The 23,051-nt window shown below is 55.7% G+C and carries 17 protein-coding genes and 3 tRNA genes; 17 read left to right on the top strand and 3 right to left on the bottom strand.

Annotated elements, in window-relative coordinates:
• The first annotated feature begins 31 nt into the window (after nt 1-31).
• Entirely contained in the window at nt 32-1,024 is a 993-nt protein-coding gene (gene rpoS / locus NR195_RS21145) for an RNA polymerase sigma factor RpoS (protein WP_003849090.1), read from the top strand.
• Between the two features lie 139 nt (nt 1,025-1,163).
• Here the strand turns inward: rpoS and mutS are convergent, their stop codons facing one another.
• Together mutS and narL are read right to left on the bottom strand one after the other, a co-directional pair.
• Nucleotides 1,164-3,725 (bottom strand): DNA mismatch repair protein MutS, encoded by a 2,562-nt coding sequence (mutS, locus tag NR195_RS21140; RefSeq protein WP_010248533.1) that lies wholly within the window; start codon nt 3,723-3,725, stop codon nt 1,164-1,166.
• Nucleotides 3,726-4,031: 306 nt separating this feature from the next.
• A complete protein-coding gene (gene narL / locus NR195_RS21135) occupies nt 4,032-4,679 on the bottom strand; it encodes a two-component system response regulator NarL (protein ID WP_010248531.1) in 648 nt (215 codons plus the stop codon).
• Between the two features lie 316 nt (nt 4,680-4,995).
• On the opposite strand from narL, the gene NR195_RS21130 reads away from it, so the two are divergent.
• The 7 genes from NR195_RS21130 to NR195_RS21100 all read left to right on the top strand — a co-directional run bounded on the left by NR195_RS21130 (nt 4,996) and on the right by NR195_RS21100 (nt 14,838).
• Complete coding sequence (locus tag NR195_RS21130; protein ID WP_167423911.1) at nt 4,996-6,387, top strand: NarK family nitrate/nitrite MFS transporter; 1,392 nt, start codon at nt 4,996-4,998, stop codon at nt 6,385-6,387.
• A 101-nt stretch (nt 6,388-6,488) separates the two neighbouring features.
• Entirely contained in the window at nt 6,489-10,250 is a 3,762-nt protein-coding gene (locus tag NR195_RS21125; RefSeq protein ID WP_256844880.1) for a nitrate reductase subunit alpha, read from the top strand.
• The gene (gene narH, locus NR195_RS21120) at nt 10,247-11,791 is read left to right on the top strand and encodes a nitrate reductase subunit beta (protein ID WP_010248525.1); all 1,545 of its coding nucleotides are present in this window, start codon (nt 10,247-10,249) and stop codon (nt 11,789-11,791) included. The genes NR195_RS21125 and narH overlap by 4 nt, the downstream gene beginning before the upstream one ends.
• Entirely contained in the window at nt 11,788-12,516 is a 729-nt protein-coding gene (narJ, locus tag NR195_RS21115; RefSeq protein WP_256844879.1) for a nitrate reductase molybdenum cofactor assembly chaperone, read from the top strand. Before narH ends, narJ begins: the two co-directional genes overlap by 4 nt.
• Nucleotides 12,513-13,190, top strand: coding sequence for a respiratory nitrate reductase subunit gamma (gene narI / locus NR195_RS21110; protein WP_154210496.1), 678 nt, complete (start codon nt 12,513-12,515; stop codon nt 13,188-13,190). The genes narJ and narI overlap by 4 nt, the downstream gene beginning before the upstream one ends.
• A 149-nt stretch (nt 13,191-13,339) precedes the next feature.
• Nucleotides 13,340-14,422: a lytic murein transglycosylase B gene (gene mltB, locus NR195_RS21105; protein WP_010248519.1), complete on the top strand. Its 1,083-nt coding sequence runs from the start codon at nt 13,340-13,342 to the stop codon at nt 14,420-14,422.
• A gap of 80 nt (nt 14,423-14,502) precedes the next feature.
• On the top strand, nt 14,503-14,838 hold the full coding sequence (locus NR195_RS21100; protein WP_064703503.1) for a zinc ribbon domain-containing protein YjdM: 336 nt from the start codon (nt 14,503-14,505) through the stop codon (nt 14,836-14,838).
• A gap of 34 nt (nt 14,839-14,872) precedes the next feature.
• Here the strand turns inward: NR195_RS21100 and NR195_RS21095 are convergent, their stop codons facing one another.
• Nucleotides 14,873-15,760, bottom strand: coding sequence for a dihydrodipicolinate synthase family protein (locus tag NR195_RS21095; protein WP_228312474.1), 888 nt, complete (start codon nt 15,758-15,760; stop codon nt 14,873-14,875).
• 167 nt (nt 15,761-15,927) lie between these two features.
• Between NR195_RS21095 and tam the strand changes: the two genes are divergently transcribed.
• The 9 genes from tam to NR195_RS21050 all read left to right on the top strand — a co-directional run bounded on the left by tam (nt 15,928) and on the right by NR195_RS21050 (nt 23,050).
• Complete coding sequence (gene tam, locus NR195_RS21090) at nt 15,928-16,704, top strand: trans-aconitate 2-methyltransferase (protein WP_256844890.1); 777 nt, start codon at nt 15,928-15,930, stop codon at nt 16,702-16,704.
• Nucleotides 16,705-16,809: 105 nt separating this feature from the next.
• The gene (gene pncC, locus NR195_RS21085) at nt 16,810-17,304 is read left to right on the top strand and encodes a nicotinamide-nucleotide amidase (protein WP_033770019.1); all 495 of its coding nucleotides are present in this window, start codon (nt 16,810-16,812) and stop codon (nt 17,302-17,304) included.
• A 95-nt stretch (nt 17,305-17,399) separates the two neighbouring features.
• Complete coding sequence (gene recA, locus NR195_RS21080; RefSeq protein ID WP_010248510.1) at nt 17,400-18,467, top strand: recombinase RecA; 1,068 nt, start codon at nt 17,400-17,402, stop codon at nt 18,465-18,467.
• 123 nt (nt 18,468-18,590) lie between these two features.
• Nucleotides 18,591-19,109 carry a regulatory protein RecX gene (locus tag NR195_RS21075; RefSeq protein ID WP_010248508.1) on the top strand — a complete coding sequence of 173 codons (519 nt, stop codon included), beginning with the start codon at nt 18,591-18,593 and terminating at the stop codon, nt 19,107-19,109.
• A 133-nt stretch (nt 19,110-19,242) separates the two neighbouring features.
• Nucleotides 19,243-21,870: an alanine--tRNA ligase gene (alaS, locus tag NR195_RS21070; protein WP_010248506.1), complete on the top strand. Its 2,628-nt coding sequence runs from the start codon at nt 19,243-19,245 to the stop codon at nt 21,868-21,870.
• 250 nt (nt 21,871-22,120) lie between these two features.
• Nucleotides 22,121-22,306, top strand: a complete 186-nt coding sequence (csrA, locus tag NR195_RS21065) for a carbon storage regulator CsrA (RefSeq protein WP_008927091.1) — start codon at nt 22,121-22,123, stop codon at nt 22,304-22,306.
• Nucleotides 22,307-22,589: 283 nt separating this feature from the next.
• Nucleotides 22,590-22,682: transfer RNA gene (locus tag NR195_RS21060), tRNA-Ser, on the top strand.
• 8 nt (nt 22,683-22,690) lie between these two features.
• Nucleotides 22,691-22,767 (top strand) — tRNA-Arg (locus NR195_RS21055).
• 209 nt (nt 22,768-22,976) lie between these two features.
• A tRNA-Arg gene (locus tag NR195_RS21050) sits at nt 22,977-23,050 on the top strand.
• Nucleotide 23,051 lies beyond the last annotated feature (1 nt).

Raw genomic sequence — 23,051 nt, 5'->3', positions numbered from 1 at the left:
TCTGCCCTGGAATCACGGGTAGGAGCCGCTTATGAGCCAGAATACGCTGAAAGTAAACGAGTTACATGAGAACGCGGAATTCGATGAGAACGGAGCTGAAATTTTTGACGAGAAGGCACTCGTTGAAAATGAAGCCAGTGATAGCGACGTAGCGGAAGAAGAGTTGCTATCACAGGGTGCGACGCAACGTGTGTTAGATGCGACGCAGCTCTATCTCGGGGAGATTGGCTATTCTCCGTTGTTAACGGCAGAGGAAGAAGTCTTCTTCGCGCGCCGTGCATTGCGGGGTGATATCCCTTCCCGTCGCCGTATGATCGAAAGTAACTTACGCCTGGTGGTGAAAATCGCTCGTCGTTACAGCAATCGTGGTTTAGCTCTGCTGGACCTGATTGAAGAAGGTAACCTCGGCCTGATTCGCGCCGTAGAGAAATTTGACCCGGAGCGCGGGTTCCGTTTCTCAACGTACGCCACCTGGTGGATTCGTCAGACTATTGAACGGGCGATCATGAATCAAACCCGTACCATCCGTCTGCCGATTCACATTGTGAAAGAACTGAATGTTTATCTGCGTACTGCGCGTGAACTTTCCCACAAGCTCGACCATGAGCCGAGTGCGGAAGAGATCGCAGAGCAGCTTGATAAACCGGTTGATGACGTAAGCCGCATGTTACGTCTCAACGAACGCATTACCTCGGTTGATACGCCATTAGGCGGTGATTCTGAAAAAGCGCTGCTGGATATTCTGGCCGATGAGAAAGACAACGGACCGGAAGACACCACGCAGGACGATGATATGAAACAAAGCATCGTTAAATGGCTGTTCGAACTGAACGCCAAGCAGCGTGAAGTGCTGGCACGTCGTTTCGGCCTGTTGGGCTATGAAGCGGCAACACTTGAGGATGTGGGTCGTGAAATCGGCTTAACCCGCGAGCGTGTACGCCAGATTCAGGTTGAAGGTTTACGCCGTCTGCGTGAAATCCTGCAGGCGCAGGGCCTCAGCATTGAAGCACTGTTTCGTGAATAATCGTTAACAGTAAATCTGAGTTTGAATGCGAAAAGCGATGGTGAAAACCATCGCTTTTTTTATGTCTGCAGAAAAGTGATTTGCGGGCGAGCAAGCATCGCACCGCGCATTAACGCGGTGCGATGTAAGGGATGTAATATCAGACCAGCGATTTAAGACGATAAATCCAGTCGAGTGCCTGACGCGGTGTCAGCGTATCCGGATCCAGCGCCTCAAGCGCCTCCATGGCAGGCGAGGTCTCTTCAACCAGCAGCGGCAGCTGAGAGCCATCGACCGTCGATGACGCGGAGTGGTTTGAAACGGTCTCAAGTTCCTTCAGCTTATTGCGCGCCCGCTTAATCACCTCTTTGGGTACGCCGGCCAGCGCCGCCACCGCCAGACCATAGCTCTTACTTGCCGCACCCTCCTGGACGCTGTGCATAAAGGCGATCGTGTCGCCATGCTCAACGGCATCCAGATGGACGTTGACCACGCCTTCCATTTTTTCCGGCAGGGTTGTCAGCTCGAAGTAATGGGTGGCAAACAGCGTCATCGCCTTGATACGGTTCGCCAGGTTTTCGGCGCAGGCCCAGGCGAGCGATAAACCGTCGTAGGTGGATGTTCCGCGTCCAATCTCATCCATCAGCACCAGGCTGTTTTCGGTGGCGTTGTGCAGGATGTTAGCGGTTTCGGTCATCTCAACCATAAAGGTCGAGCGCCCGGAGGCGAGATCGTCAGCGGCACCGACACGGGTAAAGATGCGATCCAGCGGGCCGATCAGCGTCTCATCGGCAGGAACAAAACTGCCAATCCATGCCATCAGCGCAATCAGCGCCGCCTGGCGCATATAGGTACTTTTACCGCCCATATTGGGGCCGGTAATAATCAGCATTCTGCGCTGGGGTGCCAGTGACAGTGGGTTGGCAATAAACGGCTCTTTCAGAACCTGTTCCACCACCGGATGGCGTCCGCCGCTGATTTTAATCCCGGCTTTATCCTGCAATACCGGGCGGCAATAGTTCAGGGACCAGGCGCGTTCAGCCAGGTTGCTTAACACATCCAGCTCTGCCAGCGCGGCGGCACTCAGCTGCAGCGCTTCAAGATGCGGCAGCAACTGATCGAACAGCGCCTCATACAGGCTTTTTTCCAGCGACAGCGCTTTACCTTTGGAGGTGAGTACTTTGTCTTCGTACTCTTTCAGCTCCGGAATGATATAGCGTTCAGCATTTTTCAGGGTCTGACGACGCACATAGTGCATCGGTACCTGATGGCTCTGTCCGCGGCTTACCTGGATGTAATAACCATGCACGCCGTTAAAGCCGACCTTCAGGGTATCCAGTCCCAGCTTCTCGCGTTCGCGGATCTCCAGCCGGTCTAGATAGTCGGTTGCGCCATCTGCCAGTGCGCGCCACTCATCCAGCTCCGCGTTGTAGCCGGGCGCAATGACTCCGCCGTCGCGGATCAGCACCGGCGGTGACTCAATCACCGCCTGTTCCAGCAGCTCACGTAACGCAGTGAACTCGCCCATCTGCGTGCGCAGCTTTTGCAACTGCGGTGCCTCAACATCGGCCAGCAGCTGGTTAAGTTCCGGCAGTTGCTGAAACGCATGACGCATGCGAGCCAGATCGCGCGGACGTGCGGTGCGCAGGGCCAGGCGAGCCAGGATTCGCTCCAGATCGCCGACCTGACGCAGCACCGGTTGCAGCACGTCGCTGAGATTTTGCAGCTCAGCAATCGACTCCTGACGCTGGTTAATGATGCGCGCATCGCGCAGCGGCATATGCAGCCAGCGTTTCAGCATCCGGCTACCCATCGGGGTGACCGTTTTATCCAGCACCGCCGCTAAGGTGTTGTCAGTGCCGCCTGCCAGGTTCTGGGTGATCTCCAGATTACGGCGGGTGGCCGCATCCATGATGATGCTGTCCTGCTGCCGCTCCATGCTCAGCGAGCGAATGTGGGGCAGCGTGGTGCGCTGGGTATCTTTAACATACTGCAGCAGGCAGCCCGCCGCGCTCAGTCCAAGGTGCGCATTCTCCACGCCGAAGCCATTGAGATCGCGGGTGCCGAACTGCAGGTTCAGCTGCTGGCGCGCGGTGTCGATCTCAAACTCCCACAGCGGACGGCGTCGCAGGCCGCGTCGCTGATCGATCAGCGACATCGCCTGGAAATCTTCGGGGTAGAGCAGCTCCGCCGGATTGGTGCGCTGCAGTTCTGCCGCCATGGTTTCAGCATCGGCAGGTTCGCTGAGGCGAAAACGGCCTGAGCTGATATCCAGCGTGGCGTAGCCAAAACCGCGCGGGCTTTGCACAATTGCCGCCAGCAGATTGTCGTGCCGCTCCTGCAACAGCGCCTCATCACTGATGGTACCTGGGGTAACGATGCGCACCACTTTGCGTTCGACCGGGCCTTTGCTCAGCGCCGGATCGCCTATCTGCTCGCAGATGGCAACGGATTCGCCCAGCTGCACCAGTTTAGCCAGGTAACCTTCAACCGCATGATAGGGCACACCCGCCATCGGAATCGGTTCGCCCGCTGACGCACCGCGCTTGGTGAGTGAAATCTCCAGCAGCTGCGAGGCACGTTTTGCGTCGTCATAAAACAGCTCGTAGAAGTCACCCATACGGTAAAACAGCAGAATGTCAGGATGCTCCGCCTTGAGACGCAGGTACTGCTGCATCATCGGCGTGTGGGAAGGAAAGTCCTTTTCGGTTGGCTCTTGCATAAGGTTTTAGCTCATTTTTAATGCGGTAAATTTCTGGCGGTCAACGCCCATGAAACCGAAAGGGATTCCAGGCGCGCAGGATAATCAGATGATAACGAATAGGGCAGGGCATATGCCAGCGTGATGCACAGCCGCGATCCTGACCGGGTGTAACCTGACAGGCATCCTGGCAAATGTGGCGGCGGCTGGCGACAAAAAAGTGCCTGTTCTCATGACGCTGATGCGGGGCTGCGAGGCGGCTCGCGATTTCTGCGGCAGTTTATGGCCGGCAGGACGGCACTGCGCCGCATCGGGAAGGGGGAAAGGTCAGTGCAGCCCGTTCTGCAGCGCCCAGACGGCGGCTTCAAGTCGGGATTTAAGGTTCATCTTTTTCAGCAGATATTTAACGTGAACCTTGACCGTGCTTTCACTGATGGCCAGCTTGCGGGCAATCGCTTTATTGGTCATCCCGTCGCTGATCAGTTGCAGAATATCGCGCTCGCGCCGGGTCAGCTGATTGATGTCGCGCGTCTGAGCAGGCTGCGCTTCACGCAACCGGGCGACCAGAATCGGGGTTAACGCCTCGCTCAGCACGATCTGACCGGCAGCAGCCTGATGCAGCGCTTTCAGTAAGGCTTCCGGTTCCATATCTTTCAGCAGATAACCATCAGCGCCGCGCTTCAACGCGCTGACCACATCCTCTTCATTATCTGAAACGCTGAACACCACTACCCGGCCAGAAAGGGCTATCTCACGCAGCTGGGTCAGGGTATCCAGTCCGTTCAGACCTGGCATATTAAGATCAAGCAGGATCAGGTCGGGATCATGCTGCTGTGCCAGCGCCAGGCCATCAATGCCATTACCCGCTTCGGCAACCACCTGCAGTCTTTCATCCAGAGCAATCAGCTGCTTCAGGCCGTTGCGCAGCATGGGATGGTCGTCGATCAATAAAAGCGTAAATTTCTCTGCCGTCACAATGGCTCCTGTTCCTGTCACATACGCCAGCCCTGAGCGGGCGGAGAGCCTATCTTACCGGTGAAGCGGGGTCGCTATATACCCCCAATGGACTACTCCTTTATTTCCAGTTGGACACCCTTTTACAGAAGGCATGGGCGACCGTGTTTAAACCTTATGATTTATAAGGGTTATCTGAATTCAGTCAACTACTTAACCGGGGTGAAGAGAGGGCGCCGCGCCTCTGTAACCTGCATTGCCGTTGATTTGTATCAAGCCCGACACCACGACGGATGCGCAGGATACGCACAATTATTATTCTGCTGATGAGAGATTTATGACCCAATCCACCTCTTTGCAAACCCCGACGCGCGGCGCGTTAATTCAGGACTGGCAACCGGAAAACGATGCGTTCTGGCAGGCGCGTGGTAAACGTATCGCCAGCCGTAACCTGTGGATTTCTGTCTTCTGTCTGCTGCTGGGCTTCTGCGTCTGGATGCTGTTCAGCACCGTTGCGGTTAACCTGAATAAAGTTGGCTTTACCTTCAGCACTGAGCAGCTCTTTTTACTGACCGCACTGCCGTCGGTTTCTGGCGCGTTGCTGCGTGTGCCTTACTCTTTTGTTATTCCCATCTTTGGGGGACGTCGCTGGACCGCCTTCAGCACCGGCATCCTGATCATTCCCTGCCTGTGGCTCGGCTTTGCCGTACAGGACAGCCAGACCTCATTCACCACTTTTATGGTGATTTCCCTGCTGTGCGGTTTTGGTGGCGCTAACTTCGCGTCGAGCATGGGCAATATCAGCTTCTTCTTTCCCAAAGCCCGTCAGGGCGGCGCGCTGGGTATCAACGGCGGCCTCGGTAATCTTGGCGTCAGCGTAATGCAGTTTGTCGCCCCGCTGGCGATCTCCTGTGCCATTTTTGGTTTTGCCGATGTGGGTCAGACCACCGTCACCGGCGACAGCATCTGGCTGGAAAATGCCGCCTGGATCTGGGTGCCGTTCCTGGCGATCGGCACGCTGGCGGCCTGGTTCGGCATGAACGACCTGGCGGCGGCGAAATCCTCGCTGCGTGAGCAGTTGCCGGTGCTGAAACGTCCACACCTGTGGGTTATGGCGCTGCTCTATCTGGCCACCTTTGGCTCATTTATCGGTTTCTCTGCCGGTTTTGCCATGCTGACGAAGACGCAATTTCCTGATGTCGTGATCATGCATTACGCCTTTTTCGGCCCCTTTATTGGCGCGCTGGCCCGTTCAGCAGGCGGCATCATTTCTGACCGCTTCGGCGGTACCCGCGTCACGCTGATCAACTACGTGCTGATGGCGCTGTTTGCTGCGCTGCTGTTCCTTACCCTGCCGGGTGCCGGACATGATGGCTCGTTCGTGGCCTTCTTCGCCGTGTTTATGGGCCTGTTCCTGACGTCCGGGCTGGGCAGCGGCTCCACCTACCAGATGATTGCGGTGATCTTCCGTAAGCTGACGCTGGAACGTATCAAAGCTGAGGGCGGCGACGATGCGCTGGCACAGCGCGAAGCGGCAACAGAAACCTCTGCTGCGCTCGGCTTTATCTCCGCCATTGGCGCGCTGGGCGGTTTCTTTATTCCGCAGACTTTTGGCCTGTCGCTCGCCATGACCGGTTCACCCGCCGGCGCGATGAAAATCTTCCTGGTCTTTTATCTCTGCTGCATCGCGGTGACCTGGCTGGTTTACGGCCGAAAATCACGCGCCTGATAACGACAAAGCCGGTGTGGCGCACCGGCACAATTTCACTTTCTGTGTCGGGACAGATGCAGAGTCAGCAATGTCACATTAAGCCTTCAGGAGTATTCCGGATGAGCAAGTTTCTTGATCGGTTTCGCTATTTCAAACAGCTGGCCGAACCCTTTTCTGGCCAGCATGGCCAGACGTTAAACAGCAACCGCGACTGGGAAGATGGCTATCGCAGTCGCTGGCAGCACGATAAAATCGTGCGCTCCACGCACGGCGTTAACTGTACCGGCTCATGCAGCTGGAAAATCTACGTCAAAAATGGACTGGTCACCTGGGAGACCCAGCAGACTGACTATCCGCGTACCCGTCCCGATCTGCCAAACCATGAGCCGCGTGGCTGCCCACGCGGTGCCAGCTACTCGTGGTATCTCTACAGCGCTAACCGCCTGAAATATCCGTTAATGCGCAAGAAGCTGATTCAGCTCTGGCGCGACGCGAAAGCGCAGCACAGCGACCCGGTGGACGCCTGGGCATCCATCATCAGTAATCCTGAAAAGGCCAGAAGCTACAAACAGGCGCGTGGACGCGGCGGCTTTGTCCGCTCCAGCTGGCAGGAAGTCAACGAGATGATCGCCGCCGCGAACATCTGCACCGCGAAGACCTACGGCCCTGACCGCATTATGGGATTCTCACCGATTCCGGCGATGTCGATGGTCTCTTACGCTGCGGGCGCACGTTACCTGTCACTGATTGGCGGAACCTGTCTGAGCTTCTACGACTGGTACTGCGATCTGCCGCCGGCCTCACCGATGACCTGGGGCGAGCAGACCGACGTGCCGGAATCGGCTGACTGGTACAACTCCTCCTACATTATTGCCTGGGGCTCTAACGTGCCGCAGACCCGTACCCCGGATGCGCACTTCTTTACGGAAGTCCGCTATAGAGGGACGAAAACCGTGGCGATCACGCCGGACTATGCTGAGGTCGCGAAGCTGTGTGACCAGTGGCTGAGTCCGAAGCAGGGCACCGACAGCGCGATGGCGCTGGCGATGGGCCACGTGATGCTGAAAGAGTTTCATCTTGATCGCGAAGTTGGCTATTTCCGCGACTATGTGCGCCGTTACACCGATATGCCGATGCTGGTACTGCTGGAACCCCGTGAGGGCGGTTTTTACGCCGCCGGCCGTCAGCTGCGCGCCAGCGATCTGGTGGATGGGCTCGGTCAGGAGAATAACCCGGAGTGGAAAACCGTCGCGATCAACGAGGCGACCGGGGAACTGACCGCGCCGCAGGGATCTATCGGCTTCCGCTGGGGCGAAAAAGGCAAATGGAACCTCGAGCAGCGTGATGGGGCGTCACATCAGGAAGTTGAACTGCAGCTCAGCCTGCTCGGCAGCCACGATGAGGTGGTCGAGGTCGGTTTCCCTTACTTCGGTGGCATTACCAGCGAGCATTTCAACAGCGTTGCGCTGGACGAAATCCTGCTGCATAAGCTGCCGGTGAAACGCCTGCAACTGGCGGATGGCAGTGAAGCACTGGTCACCAGCGTCTACGATCTGACGCTGGCGAATTATGGTCTGGATCGCGGTCTGGATGATGCCAACTGCGCGCAAACCTACGACGACATCAAAGCGTACAGCCCGGCCTGGGCGGAGCAGATTACGGGTGTCTCCCGTCAGAACATCATTCGCATTGCCCGTGAATTTGCCGAAAACGCCGAGAAGACCCGCGGTCGTTCGATGATCATCGTCGGTGCCGGTATGAACCACTGGTATCACATGGACATGAACTATCGTGGCCTGATGAACATGCTGATTTTCTGCGGCTGCGTCGGTCAGAGCGGCGGTGGCTGGGCGCACTATGTCGGCCAGGAGAAACTCCGTCCGCAGACCGGCTGGACCCCGCTGGCCTTTGGCCTGGACTGGCAGCGTCCGCCACGCCAGATGAACAGCACCTCCTTCTTCTACAACCACTCCAGTCAGTGGCGCTATGAAACCCTGGCCACCAGCGAATTGCTCTCCCCGCTGGCGGATAAAAGTCGCTACAGCGGCAGCCTGATCGACCTTAACGTCCGTTCCGAACGTATGGGCTGGCTGCCTTCAGCGCCGCAGCTTAACGTCAACCCGCTGCACATCGCGGCGCAGGCGAAAGCCGCCGGTCAGTCGCCGCTGGATTACACCGTGGAAAGCCTGAAGCAGGGCACCATGCGGTTTGCCGCTGAACAGCCGGACGAGCCGCAGAACTTCCCGCGTAACCTGTTTGTCTGGCGCTCCAATCTGCTCGGCTCATCCGGTAAAGGGCATGAGTACATGCTGAAGTATCTGCTGGGCACGGAAAACGGCATTCAGGGCAAAGATTTAGGCCAGCAGGGCCGCGTGAAGCCGGAAGAGGTGGAGTGGCTGGATCAGGGTGCCGAAGGCAAACTGGATCTGGTGGTCACACTCGACTTCCGCATGTCGAGCACCTGTCTCTACTCCGATGTCGTGCTGCCAACGGCGACCTGGTATGAAAAAGACGATATGAATACCTCGGATATGCATCCGTTTATTCATCCGCTTTCGGCGGCCGTCGATCCTGCCTGGGACTCAAAAAGTGACTGGGAGATCTACAAAGGCATCGCCAAAGCCTTCTCCGATCTCTGCCCGGGTCATTTAGGCGTTGAAACGGACGTCGTTACTCTGCCGGTGTTGCATGACTCACCCGCGGAACTGGCGCAGCCTTTTGAGGCGAAAGACTGGAAAAAAGGCGAATGCGATCTGATTCCGGGTAAAACCGCGCCACACATTATGGTGGTGGAGCGCGACTATCCGGCGACCTGGGAGCGCTTTACCTCGCTGGGACCGTTGCTGGAGACCCTGGGTAACGGCGGCAAAGGTATCAGCTGGAACACCAGCAAAGAGGTCGATTTCCTCAAGCAACTGAACTACGTCAAAGCGGATGGCCCGGCAGCGGGGCGGCCGAATATCGACACGGCGATCGATGCGGCAGAAGTGATCCTGGCGCTGGCACCGGAAACCAATGGTCAGGTGGCGGTGAAAGCCTGGCAGGCACTGGGCGTGATTACTGGTCGTGACCACACCCACCTGGCGCTCAATAAAGAAGATGAGAAGATTCGCTTCCGCGATATCCAGGCGCAGCCGCGCAAAATTATCTCTAGTCCGACCTGGTCAGGGCTGGAAGATGAACATGTCTCTTACAACGCCTGCTACACCAACGTTCATGAGCTGATCCCGTGGCGAACCCTGAGCGGCCGTCAGCAGCTCTATCAGGATCATGAGTGGATGCGCGCCTTCGGTGAGAGCCTGATGGTCTATCGTCCGCCAATCGATACCCGCGCGGCGAAGCCGTTGCTGAACAGCAAACCCAACGGTAACCCGGAGAAGGCGCTGAACTTCCTGACGCCACACCAGAAGTGGGGCATTCACTCCACCTACAGCGACAACCTGCTGATGCTGACACTGTCGCGCGGCGGACCGATTGTCTGGATGAGTGAAGATGACGCTCGTGAGCTGGGTATCGTGGATAACGACTGGATCGAGGCGTTCAATGCCAACGGTGCGCTGACCGCACGTGCAGTAGTGAGCCAGCGCATCCCGGCCGGTATGACCATGATGTACCACGCGCAGGAACGTATCGTGAATATCCCTGGCTCGGAGATCACCAGCCAGCGCGGCGGGATCCATAACTCGGTGACGCGGACCTGCCCGAAACCGACCCATATGATCGGCGGTTATGCGCAGCTCTCCTGGGGCTTTAACTACTACGGCACCGTTGGCTCGAACCGCGATGAGTTCGTGGTAGTGAGAAAAATGAACAACGTTAACTGGTTAGATGGGGAAGGCAACGATGCCTGCCAGGGCAGCCAGCAGGAGGTAAAACCATGAAAATTCGTTCACAGGTCGGCATGGTGCTGAACCTCGACAAATGTATCGGCTGCCACACCTGCTCGGTGACCTGTAAAAACGTCTGGACCAGCCGCGAGGGCATGGAGTACGCCTGGTTTAACAATGTCGAAAGCAAGCCTGGCGTCGGCTATCCGCACGCCTGGGAAGATCAGCAGAAGTGGAAGGGCGGCTGGATCCGTAAGATCAACGGTAAGCTGGAGCCGCGCATGGGCAGTCGCATCGGTCTGCTGTCGAAGATCTTCGCCAACCCGGATGTGCCCGCGCTGGATGATTACTACGAACCGTTCGATTTTGATTATCAGCATCTGCACAATGCGCCCGCCGGTAAGCATCAGCCGATTGCGCGTCCGCGCTCGCTGATCACCGGTCAGCGGATGAAAAAGATCGAAAACGGCCCGAACTGGGAAGAGATCCTCGGCGGCGAGTTTGCCAAACGTTCGCAGGATAAGAACTTCGATAACATCCAGAAGGAGATTTACGGTCAGTTTGAGCACACCTTCATGATGTACCTGCCGCGCCTGTGTGAGCACTGCCTCAACCCGGCGTGTGTGGCGACCTGCCCAAGCGGCGCGATCTACAAACGCGGCGAAGATGGCATCGTACTGATCGACCAGGATAAATGTCGCGGCTGGCGGATGTGCCTCACCGGCTGTCCGTACAAGAAGATCTACTTCAACTGGAAAAGCGGCAAATCAGAAAAATGCATTTTCTGTTATCCGCGCATTGAAGCGGGCCAGCCCACCGTCTGTTCAGAAACCTGTGTCGGCCGTATCCGCTATCTCGGCGTGTTGCTCTATGACGCTGACCGCATTGAACAGGCGGCCGCAGCGGAAAACGAGAAAGATCTCTATCAGAGCCAGCTGGATATCTTCCTTGATCCCAACGATCCGGCGGTGATTGCGCAGGCGCTGAAAGATGGCGTTGCGCAGAGCGTGATCGACGCAGCACAGCGTTCACCGGTCTATAAAATGGCGATGGAGTGGAAGCTGGCGCTGCCACTTCACCCTGAATACCGCACGCTGCCGATGGTCTGGTATGTGCCACCACTGTCACCGATTCAGTCGGCGGTGGATGGCGGGGCGCTGGCGCACACCGGCGTGCTGCCGGATGTGGAAAGCCTGCGCATTCCGGTTGAGTATCTGGCGAACCTGCTGACCGCAGGCGACACCGCACCGGTGCTGCTGGCACTGAAGCGGATGCTGGCAATGCGTCATTACAAACGCGCAGAAAGCGTGGACGGTGAGCATGATATCCGGGCGCTGGAGCAGGTCGGCCTGACCGAAGCGCAGGCGCAGGAGATGTACCGCTATCTGGCGATCGCGAACTATGAAGATCGCTTTGTGGTGCCCTCCAGCCATCGCGAACTGGCGCGTGAAGCCTTCCCGGAAAGCAAAGGCTGCGGCTTTAGCTTTGGCGATGGCTGTCACGGCAGCGACAGCAAATTCAACCTGTTCAACAGCCGCCGTATTGATGCCATCGACGTCAGTAAGAAAACCATTCGTCCGGAGGATGCCTCATGATGACGTTACGGATTCTTTCGCGGCTGCTGGACTACCCGGACGAGGCGCTGTTTACCCACTCTTCCGACCTGATCGCGGCGCTGGATGACGCCACTGAACTCAACCTGCAGCAGAGTGCACGGCTGGTGCGTTTTATCAATCAGCTCTGTGCCCGGCCACTGCTCGACGTGCAGGCTGACTACTGCGAACTGTTTGATCGTGGCCGCGCCACCTCGCTGCTGCTGTTTGAACACGTGCACGGTGAGTCACGCGATCGCGGTCAGGCGATGGTTGATCTGCTGGAACAGTATCGTGCCGATGGTCTGGAGCTGGACAGCAAAGAGCTGCCCGATTTCCTGCCGCTCTACCTGGAGTATCTCGCCTGTAAAAGCGATGAGGCCGCGTGTCAGGGACTGGACGACATCGTGCCTATCCTGGCCTTGCTGGCGGCGCGGCTTGAAGAGCGTCAGAGCCCCTACGCCGATCTCTTCACAGTATTACTGACGCTGTCCGGTAGCGCGGTTGATCCTGCGGCCCTCAAGCCACAGGTGGCGCAGGAAGCGCGCGACGATACGCCGGCAGCACTGGATGCTGTCTGGGAAGAGGAGCAGATTAAATTTCTCGGCGAGCAGGGCTGCGCCTCGGCGCAGCAGGCGATGCATCAGCGTCGCTTCGCCGAGGCGGTAGCGCCGCAGTATCTGGACATCGCCGCGGCGACGGCGCGTACCACAGGAGAATCAGCATGAATTTTATTAACACTTTCTTCTTCGATATTTACCCCTATCTCGCCGGAACGGTCTTCCTGGTGGGAAGCTGGCTGCGCTATGACTACGGGCAGTACAGCTGGCGTGCCGGTTCCAGTCAGATGCTGGACAAAAAAGGGATGCGTCTCGCCTCCAACCTGTTTCACATCGGCATCATCGGTATTTTCTTCGGTCATATCGTCGGGATGCTGACGCCGCACTGGATGTATGAATCCTTCCTGCCGATCGACGTGAAGCAGAAACTGGCGATGATTGCCGGTGGCCTGTTCGGGGCGATGACACTGGTGGGCGGTGGACTGCTGCTGAAGCGCCGTCTGACCAATCCACGGGTGCGGGCGACCAGTAGCGTCGGTGATATTCTGATCATGACCCTGCTGGTGGCTCAGGCGACGCTGGGCCTGCTGACCATTCCCTTCTCCGCCCAGCATATGGACGGCAGTGAAATGATGAAGCTGGTGGGCTGGGCGCAGGCGGTGGTGACCTTCCACGGTGGCGCTTCGCAGCATCTCAACGGCGTGGCGTTTATCTACCGCGTGCACATGGTGCTGGGAATGACGCTGTTCCTGCTGTTCCCGTTCTGCCGGCTGGTGCATATCTGGAGCGCGCCGGTTGAGTATCTGACCCGTCGCTATCAGCTGGTGAGAAACCGCCGCTAAGCGCATGATGGCTGCGGGGCAGAGAGAGCCCCGCAGCCATTTTAGCCCACGGCTGCCTTGACGTTTTTTTAAGATTTTGCCCTGTATGTCATTGCGCTGAACGTCTACTATTACCGCATCTGAAATTACCCCTCGTTTATGGATAACCGATGCGCCTCAAGTTAGCCTTCCTTGCGTTCATCCCGCTTCTGGCCTCCTGCAGCAGCAAACCTGAAGTCCCGTCCCAGCAGAAGATGCTGGCTGCGCCACAGGGCGGTTTTTTACTGCAGCCGTCGCACAGCGGACAGGCGATGTTTGGCGACTTTGCCGGTAACCCGGCAGCAGAGCAATTTATCGATAAGATGGTGGAGAAGCATGACTTTGACCGTCAGCAACTGCACAACATCATCGGTCAGGCCAAACGACTGGATTATGTGCTGCGACTGATGGATCGTCAGGCACCAAGCTATACGCCAGCGCCAGGACCTAATGGCGCCTGGATCCGCTATCGCAACAAGTTCATTACGCCCGATAACGTGCAGAATGGGGTTGCGTTCTGGAATCAGTATCAGGATGCCCTGCAACGCGCACAGCAGGTTTATGGTGTGCCACCGGAAATTATCGTGGGCATCATTGGTGTGGAAACCCGCTGGGGGCGCGTGATGGGGAAAACGCGGATTCTGGATGCGCTTGCGACCTTATCCTTTAACTATCCGCGCCGCGCAGAGTACTTCAGCAGCGAGCTGGAAACCTTTCTGTTGATGTCGCGCAAAGAGCAGGATGACCCGCTGGCGTTGAAAGGCTCCTTTGCCGGGGCGATGGGCTATGGTCAGTTTATGCCCTCCTCTTACAATGATTATGCGGTTGATTTCAACGGCGACGGTCATGCAAACCTGTGGGATCCGGTGGATGCTATCGGCAGCGTGGCGCACTATTTTCAGAAGCATGGCTGGCGCAGCGGCGAAAATGTGGCGGTACCGGCCAGCGGTCAGGCGCCGATGCTGGAAGATGGCTTCAAAACCCGTTACAGCGTGAGCATGCTGGCGGCGTCAGGATTGTCCCCACAGGGCTCGCTGAACGGTAACGATCAGGTCAGTCTGCTACGCCTGGATTTGGGCACCAGCTACCAGTACTGGTACGGCTTACCCAATTTCTATGTCATTACCCGCTACAACCACAGTACCCATTATGCGATGGCGGTGTGGCAGCTGGGTGAGGCGGTGAGCAAGGCACGCCAGGGCGGCCTGTTATAAAGGCTATCCTTGTTAACTGTAAGGTTATATGATGACGCCCTTTTTCAGGCCACACAGCCACTGATATTTCTGGAGTCACTATGTCTTTACCTGCCTGCCCGGCTTGTCACGCCGATTACACCTGGCAAGATGGCGATAACCTTAACTGCCCCTCCTGCGGTCACATCTGGACCGAGGGAGAAGTTGACAGCAGCAACGCAACACTGGAAGTGCGTGATGCCAACGGCAATCTGCTGGCAGATGGCGACAGCGTCACGGTGATCAAAGATCTCAAGGTGAAGGGCAGTTCTTCATCGCTGAAGATCGGCACCAAAGTGAAAAGCATTCGTCTGGTTGAAGGGGACCACAACATCGATTGTAAAATCGACGGTTTTGGCCCGATGAAATTAAAATCTGAGTTTGTGAAAAAGAACTGAGATCGGGGGCGCAGGGATGCGCCCGCTTTCCTGCTTAGCTGAACAGCTTATCAATTGCGTCACACTGCTCCGCATTCAGCGTGCCACCGTAGTTTCGTGAGCCGCTGCTCATCGAGTCATAGCGCCGTGCCACGGCCGTTTTAATTGTTGTTACGAAATCATCTCCGATACTGTAAATCGCCATCAGACGGCCGATCTGCTGCTGCAGGTGCGTCAGCTCCGGCAGATTGCCACTTCGCCATGCCGTCATCATCTGCGCAAAGTACTCCGGCACAATATTATTCAGTCCTGAAATTACACCGGCACCGCCCGCCAGCAGGTTCGGTAGCAGGTACTCGTCATACCCCGACAGTACGGCGAAATCGCTACGCACCTTGCGGGTCTCTTCAATCATCATCCGGTTGTGCGACAGGCAATCCACCGTATCTTTAATGCCGGCGAAGTTGGGCAGCTTTGCCGCCAGGGCGGCAATCAGCGCGGGCGTCAGATCGCAGCCGGTGCGGGCCGGAAAGTTGTAGGCAAACCATTTACCACCCAGTTGGGCGTCCAGTGTTTCGAAGTAGTGCATCAGCTGGTTTTGCGTCTGGCCGTAATAGTAGGGTGGCAGCACCATCACCGCGTCAAAATCATTTTTCCAGGCGGCTTCAGCCAGCTCCAGCATGTCAGGAATGCAGGTTGCCGAGACGTTCGCCACCATCTTCAGCGATGACAAGGGTCTGGCTTCCTTAATCAGTTGTAAGCGTTCCTGCTGCGTCAGTGAGGCGAACTCGCCAATGCTGCCCATCACCAGTAAGGTATCAATACCGGAGTCATTGAGGCGGGAGAAATGTCGCCCGAGCGCATCAATATCGACCGCACCCTGCGCATTGAACGGGGTGACTGAAGGGCACCAGACACCGGCAAAGGGCGATTCTTCACTCATAAATGACTCCTGAAACAGATGTTAAAAAAATGAAACAGTGTTTTAACTTAATGACTCCGGCAGGTCTCTGCCAGCGCATGATTCAAAAATGAGCAACGGGTCGCACTTTTTCCTTTTTCATCCGTCTCAGTAAGCGGATGCATCTGATAACTGAGCGAGAGGTCATGATGAAAGAGTGGGATCCTGTGCTGTACCGTAAGTTTGAAGCGGAAAGAACCCGTCCAGCCCGCGAACTTCTGGCGCGCCTCAGCCTGGAACAGGTTGAGCAGGTGACCGATCTGGGATGCGGGCCCGGTAACAGCACTGAACTGCTCGCCGATGCCTGGCCACTGGCGCAGATTACCGGGCTGGACAGTTCCGCCACGATGTTAACTCAGGCCGCTGAACGCCTGCCGCACTGTCGTTTTATCCAGGCGGACATCCGCAACTGGCAGGCCGATGTGCCGCAGCAGGTGGTCTACGCCAATGCGTCTCTGCAATGGCTGGATAATCACGCAGCGCTGTTTCCCCATCTGGTCAGCCAGCTGGCGCCCGGTGGCGTGTTAGCGATCCAGATGCCTGATAACCTCAATGAGCCGTCGCACCGGCTGATGCGCGAGGTGGCGGCAACGGATCGCTGGCGTTCACGCATCAATGCCGATGCCGCTGAACGTACACAGCTGCTTTCCACGGGCGAGTATTACGATCTGCTGACGCAGGCCGGCTGTGAGGTGGATATCTGGCGTACCACCTATTATCACGTGATGGCCGATGCGCAGGCAATTATCAGCTGGCTGCAGGCGACCGGTTTACGGCCTTTCCTGGCAACGCTGGATGAGACCGAACAGACGGCGTTTCTGACCGATTATCATCAGCGTCTGCTCGCGGCTTATCCGGCTCAGGCCGATGGTCAGGTGTTGCTCGCCTTCCCGCGTCTTTTTATGGTTGCGGTGAAAAACCGGTAGGTGCAGTGGAAAGCTGACCGCAAAAACAGCGTAATAATGGTGAGTGACCTTGAAAAAGCAGTTTTTCTGCACCACCTTCAACCCACAGCCAAAGGGAGAATCGCAATGGATGATCAGCAATTGCAGGCGCTTAGTGCGCAGATAGGTGAGAAGCTGAAGCAGCGCAATGCCACCGTAACCTGTGCGGAATCCTGCACGGGGGGATGGATTGCCAAAGTCTTTACCGATATCAGCGGCAGCTCCGCCTGGTTCGAGCGGGGTTTTGTGACCTACAGTAACCAGGCCAAACAGCAGATGGTCAGTGTTCAGGCTGCTTCCCTGTTGCAGTATGGTGCGGTAAGTGATGTGGTGGTGCGGGAGATGGCGCTGGGTGCCCGCAGGGCGGCCCATGCTGACTACGCGATCTCCGTCAGCGGTATTGCCGGTCCGGATGGCGGCAGTGAAGAAAAACCGGTGGGCACGGTGTGGTTTGGCTTTGCCGGGCCGCAGGGTAACGTATTGACTTTTCAGCAGCATTTTAGCGGCGATCGTGATGCCGTACGCCGCCAGTCGGTGGCATGGGCCCTGCAGAAACTGTATGGCGAATTTCTGACAAATTAAACTTGATACTGTATGACTATACAGTATAATTGTCGGCAACAGAAAGAGTACAGGCACCCTGAGTGCGTGTTTACCCGGCTTGATTAGGAGTTGAAATGGCGATTGATGAAAACAAACAGAAGGCTTTAGCTGCCGCGCTTGGCCAGATTGAGAAGCAATTTGGTAAAGGCTCCATCATGCGCTTGGGTGAAGACCGCTCAATGGATGTGGAAACTATCTCTACCGGCTCGCTGTCGCTGGATATCGCATTAGGCGCAGGCGGTCTGCCAATGGGCCGTATCGTTGAGATCTACGGACCTGAGTCTTCAGGTAAAACCACGCTGACTCTGCAGGTTATCGCATCTGCACAGCGTAAAGGTAAAACCTGTGCCTTTATCGATGCCGAGCATGCGCTTGATCCGGTTTACGCCAAGAAACTCGGCGTAGACATTGATAACCTGCTCTGCTCTCAGCCAGACACTGGTGAGCAGGCGCTGGAAATTTGTGATGCGCTGGCGCGCTCTGGTGCCGTTGACGTGATCATCGTCGACTCCGTCGCGGCGCTGACGCCTAAAGCGGAAATCGAAGGTGAAATCGGTGACTCACACATGGGCCTCGCGGCACGTATGATGAGCCAGGCGATGCGTAAACTGGCCGGTAACCTGAAGCAGTCCAATACCCTGCTGATTTTCATCAACCAGATCCGTATGAAAATTGGTGTGATGTTTGGTAACCCGGAAACCACCACTGGTGGTAACGCGCTGAAGTTCTACGCCTCTGTCCGTCTTGATATCCGCCGTATCGGTGCAATCAAAGAGGGCGATAACGTGGTCGGCAGTGAGACCCGCGTTAAAGTGGTGAAAAACAAAATCGCCGCGCCATTCAAACAGGCTGAGTTCCAGATCATGTACGGCGAAGGTATCAATACCTTTGGTGAGCTGGTCGACCTGGGCGTGAAGCACAAGCTGATTGAAAAAGCGGGTGCATGGTACAGCTACAATGGCGACAAGATTGGTCAGGGTAAATCGAATGCCGGCAACTTCCTGAAAGAGAATGCTGCTGTGGCAAACGAGATTGATCTGAAGTTACGTGAGATGTTGCTCAACGGCGCGGATGAAAAACTCGCAGCAGCCGACAAGGCTGCTGAGAAAGAAGACGCGGCTGAAGCGAACGAAGACTTCTAATCTCTGATGCGGGAGGGGCGAAAGCCTCTCCCGTAGTTTTTATCCCCCTCTATTACCTTTCTTGCCTTTCCTCTGTCCTGTTCTGTCGCCATAATCTCCCTCTGTTTGTAAAAGGTGCGCAGTATGACTGAACCCTCTCAGCCCCAACCTAATGTCGTCTCTTACTCTCGTTTGCTTGACCGTGCGATGCGTATTCTGGGTCAGCGCGACCACAGCCGTGCAGAGTTAGCGCGTAAACTGCAACAATCAGCGCAGCGTGCTGCGTGGGCGCAGAAAAAAGAGCCCGAAATTGTTACCGAAGCGTTGCTGGAACAGGTTCTTAACTGGTGTCAGGAAAGCGGCTGGTTAAACGACGAGCGTTTCACCGAACGATTTATTCAGAGCCGGAGCCGTAAGGGCTTTGGATCGCAGCGCGTGCGCCTTGAACTGGGCCAGAAAGGCATCGACCGTGAAGCCATTGATCTTGCAATGGAAGAGACAGAGGTAGACTGGGCGGCGTGTGCGGCTCAGCTGGCTGAACGAAAATTCGGACACCCGCTGCCCACAGAGTGGAAAGAGAAAGCGAAAGTACTACGCTATCTGCAGTCAAAGGGTTTTATGAGCGAAGATATCCAGTCCATTTTCAGAAATTTTGATGACTAAAAGCCGATGTAATTTTACTTCCCACTGAAGAAAATTTATCTTATTCCCACTTTTTGTTCCGCTAATCAGGCACCACCAGAATGTGGTCGCGCCGATCAGAGGGAACGTTCGTTAGCGTGATTCCAGGATATATATGAGCAAGAGCACTGCTGAGATCCGTCAAGCGTTTCTCGACTTTTTTCATAGCAAGGGACATGAGGTTGTAACCAGCAGCTCCCTCGTACCGAATAACGATCCAACGTTGTTGTTTACTAACGCCGGGATGAACCAGTTTAAAGATGTGTTCCTCGGTCAGGACAAACGTGACTACACACGTGCGACCACGTCACAGCGCTGTGTACGCGCAGGCGGTAAACACAACGATCTTGAAAACGTCGGTTACACCGCACGTCACCACACCTTCTTTGAAATGCTGGGTAACTTCAGCTTTGGTGACTACTTCAAGAGAGAGGCGATTGGTTTTGCCTGGGAACTGCTGACGAGCGAGCAGTGGTTCAGCCTGCCAAAAGAGCGTCTGTGGGTGACGATCTATGAAACCGACGATGAAGCCTTTGATATCTGGGCGAACGAAATCGGTGTGCCACGTGAACGCATTATTCGCATCGGCGACAACAAGGGCAGCGCGTATGCGTCAGATAACTTCTGGCAGATGGGCGATACCGGTCCTTGTGGTCCGTGCAGCGAGATTTTCTACGATCATGGCGATCACATCTGGGGTGGCCCGCCGGGCAGCCCGGAAGAAGATGGTGACCGTTACATTGAGATCTGGAACATCGTCTTTATGCAGTTCAACCGTCAGGCTGATGGCACCATGCTGCCGCTGCCAAAACCGTCGGTTGATACCGGAATGGGCCTTGAGCGTATTTCTGCCGTTCTGCAACACGTCAACTCCAACTATGAAATCGACCTTTTCCAGAAACTGATTCAGGCCGTGGCACAGGTTACCGGTGCCACTGACCTCAGTAACAAATCGCTGCGTGTCATTGCCGACCACATTCGCTCCTGTGCATTCCTGATTGCCGATGGCGTCATCCCGTCTAATGAGAACCGTGGCTACGTGCTGCGTCGTATCATTCGTCGTGCCGTGCGTCATGGCAACATGCTGGGCGCCAAAGAGGCCTTCTTCTATAAACTGGTTGCGCCACTGATTGAGGTCATGGGTGCCGCAGGTGAAGAGTTACAGCGCCAGCAGGCTCAGGTTGAGCAGGTGCTGAAAAGCGAAGAAGATCAGTTTGCCAGAACCCTGGAGCGCGGACTGGCGCTGCTGGACGAAGAGCTGGAAAAACTGCAGGGCGACACGCTGGATGGTGAAATCGTCTTCCGTCTCTACGATACCTTTGGTTTCCCGGCTGATTTAACGGCTGACGTCTGCCGCGAACGCAATCTGAAGATCGACGAAGCCGGCTTTGAGCGGGCGATGGAGCAGCAGCGTCAGCGCGCACGTGAAGCGAGTGGCTTCGGCGCTGACTACAGCAACGTTATTCGTATTGATGCCGCCTCATCCTTCAAAGGCTACGACCAGCTCGATTTAGCTGCCACGGTGAAAGCGCTCTATGTTGCAGGCGAGGCGGTTGATGAAGTGACCGCGGGTCAGGATGCCGTGGTCGTGCTGGATGAAACGCCATTCTATGGCGAATCGGGTGGCCAGGTAGGCGATACCGGTCTGCTGAAAGGGAAGAATGCTGAATTTAGCGTCCAGGATACACAAAAATATGGTCAGGCAATCGGTCATGTCGGTAAGCTGACCGCAGGGCAGTTGCGTATCGGTGATCGCCTTGAGGCGCAGGTTGATGCAGCACGCCGTGCGCGCATCCGTCTTAACCACTCTGCTACTCACTTACTGCATGCCGCCTTGCGTCAGGTTTTAGGTGAGCATGTGGCGCAGAAAGGCTCGCTGGTTAACGACAAGTACCTGCGTTTCGATTTCTCGCATTTCGAAGCGATGAAACCTCAGGAGATTCGTCAGGTCGAAGATATCGTCAATGCGCAAATTCGTCGCAACCTGCCGGTTGAAACCGAAGTGATGGATCTGGATGCGGCGAAGTCTAAAGGGGCAATGGCACTGTTTGGCGAGAAATATGATCAGCGCGTGCGTGTTCTGACCATGGGTGATTTCTCTGTTGAGCTGTGTGGTGGTACCCATGCTGCGCGCACGGGTGACATCGGGCTGTTCCGTATTCAGGCGGAGTCAGGTACCGCAGCCGGTATTCGTCGTATCGAAGCGATTACGGGTGAAGGCGCGCTGGCGCAGGTCAATGCGCAGAGCAGCCAGCTGCAGGATCTTGCGCAGCTGGTAAAAGCGAACAGCAGCAACCTGAATGAGAAAGTGCGTGGTCTGGTCGATCATGTACGGGCTCTGGAGAAAGAGTTGCAGCAACTGCGCGATCAGCAAGCCGCGCAGGAGAGCGCTTCACTGAGCAGCAATGCTATCGACATTAAGGGAGTGAAACTGCTGGTCAGTGAGCTCAACAATGTTGAACCTAAAATGTTGCGTACCATGGTTGATGATCTTAAGAATCAGCTGGGTTCGGCGATTATTGTGCTGGCAACGGTTACTGAAGGTAAGGTGTCGCTGATTGCGGGTGTGACCAAAGATCTGACTGACCGTGTTAAAGCGGGTGAGTTGATTGCCGGTCTGGCTCAGCAGGTTGGCGGGAAGGGCGGTGGCCGTCCTGATATGGCACAAGCTGGTGGTAACGATGCGGGTGCTCTGAAAGGCGCATTAGCAGGGGTTGAGGACTGGGTCAGCAGCCGTCTGTAAGTGAATTAAAACAAGGCATCGTAAAAAGCGTCAGAACGGTTGTTCCGGCGCTTTTTAATACGATGCTAAAGCAGCAAATGACAAAGTCAGGTTGATGTAGTGTATTTCGGCTAAACTAACTATCAGCAGAATGTATTGGCGCATCGATGTGCATTGGTGTATTTCTCATACACATTGTGCAGCGTTAAATGATGGATAATGCCGGGAGCCTGTACAAGCCCGACTCTTTTAATCTTTCAAGGAGCAAAGAATGCTTATTCTAACTCGTCGAGTTGGTGAAACCCTCATGATCGGTGATGAGGTAACTGTAACGGTGCTGGGTGTTAAGGGTAACCAGGTTCGTATCGGTGTTAACGCGCCGAAAGAAGTGTCTGTGCATCGCGAAGAGATTTATCAACGCATCCAGGCTGAAAAAACGCAACAAACCAGCGTTTAACGGATTCAGCGTCTCGCACCTGTGCGAGGCGCTACCGCTTTCTGTAAAAATCCTGCCTTTTCTTTCTACCTGTTCCTCCTCTGTTTTGTTAACGCCATCATCTTTCATTGTTGATAATTCACTCTTTTTGTCGCCATTTTGTCCCAATTGTGTGTGATTTGCTCAATCAAACAAAGTTTCGGAAAAATTGTTTGACTTAAAAGTCCGGGAAAGTAATATGTGCGCCACGCAGTGCCGATGAGCAGAAACAACGTTCAGACGCACAGTTCGAAAGAAAGCGTAAGGTGAGGTGGCCGAGAGGCTGAAGGCGCTCCCCTGCTAAGGGAGTATACGGTCAAAAGCTGTATCGAGGGTTCGAATCCCTCCCTCACCGCCATTTTCGATGCATCCATAGCTCAGCTGGATAGAGTACTCGGCTACGAACCGAGCGGTCGGAGGTTCGAATCCTCCTGGATGCACCATATTTTCGAATATGGAGAAGTGCCTCGGTGTGACATGACGCATTAGCGTACAGGCCGCACTAAGGAGGATAACGTTGCATCAGCAACGGCCCACAGGGCGAAGCGCAAGCTGAGTAATCCTCCTGGATGCACCATCGAAACAAAGCGAATTAGCAATTCCTTTCATGGTGAGTAGTTAGCACCCTGCGTTGTACAAGAATTTGATTTATGCATCCATAGCTCAGCTGGATAGAGTACTCGGCTACGAACCGAGCGGTCGGAGGTTCGAATCCTCCTGGATGCAC

Origin of the sequence: Pantoea sp. Ft-CA_14 (assembly GCF_024520875.1) — a bacterium.
GTDB lineage: Bacteria > Pseudomonadota > Gammaproteobacteria > Enterobacterales > Enterobacteriaceae > Pantoea > Pantoea agglomerans.
The sequence above is the reverse complement of the archived record's forward strand: the minus strand, read 5'-3'. Positions and strand labels throughout refer to the sequence as shown.

Excerpts from the sequence above, each read along its gene's own strand:
- rpoS (WP_003849090.1), top strand. The coding sequence starts at position 32 with ATGAGCCAGAATACGCTGAAAGTAAACGAGTTACATGAGAACGCGGAA.
- mutS (WP_010248533.1), bottom strand. The coding sequence starts at position 3,725 with ATGCAAGAGCCAACCGAAAAGGACTTTCCTTCCCACACGCCGATGATG.
- NR195_RS21130 (WP_167423911.1), top strand. The coding sequence starts at position 4,996 with ATGACCCAATCCACCTCTTTGCAAACCCCGACGCGCGGCGCGTTAATT.
- NR195_RS21125 (WP_256844880.1), top strand. The coding sequence starts at position 6,489 with ATGAGCAAGTTTCTTGATCGGTTTCGCTATTTCAAACAGCTGGCCGAA.
- narH (WP_010248525.1), top strand. The coding sequence starts at position 10,247 with ATGAAAATTCGTTCACAGGTCGGCATGGTGCTGAACCTCGACAAATGT.
- narJ (WP_256844879.1), top strand. The coding sequence starts at position 11,788 with ATGATGACGTTACGGATTCTTTCGCGGCTGCTGGACTACCCGGACGAG.
- narI (WP_154210496.1), top strand. The coding sequence starts at position 12,513 with ATGAATTTTATTAACACTTTCTTCTTCGATATTTACCCCTATCTCGCC.
- mltB (WP_010248519.1), top strand. The coding sequence starts at position 13,340 with ATGCGCCTCAAGTTAGCCTTCCTTGCGTTCATCCCGCTTCTGGCCTCC.
- NR195_RS21100 (WP_064703503.1), top strand. The coding sequence starts at position 14,503 with ATGTCTTTACCTGCCTGCCCGGCTTGTCACGCCGATTACACCTGGCAA.
- NR195_RS21095 (WP_228312474.1), bottom strand. The coding sequence starts at position 15,760 with ATGAGTGAAGAATCGCCCTTTGCCGGTGTCTGGTGCCCTTCAGTCACC.
- tam (WP_256844890.1), top strand. The coding sequence starts at position 15,928 with ATGAAAGAGTGGGATCCTGTGCTGTACCGTAAGTTTGAAGCGGAAAGA.
- pncC (WP_033770019.1), top strand. The coding sequence starts at position 16,810 with ATGGATGATCAGCAATTGCAGGCGCTTAGTGCGCAGATAGGTGAGAAG.
- recA (WP_010248510.1), top strand. The coding sequence starts at position 17,400 with ATGGCGATTGATGAAAACAAACAGAAGGCTTTAGCTGCCGCGCTTGGC.
- NR195_RS21075 (WP_010248508.1), top strand. The coding sequence starts at position 18,591 with ATGACTGAACCCTCTCAGCCCCAACCTAATGTCGTCTCTTACTCTCGT.
- alaS (WP_010248506.1), top strand. The coding sequence starts at position 19,243 with ATGAGCAAGAGCACTGCTGAGATCCGTCAAGCGTTTCTCGACTTTTTT.
- csrA (WP_008927091.1), top strand. The coding sequence starts at position 22,121 with ATGCTTATTCTAACTCGTCGAGTTGGTGAAACCCTCATGATCGGTGAT.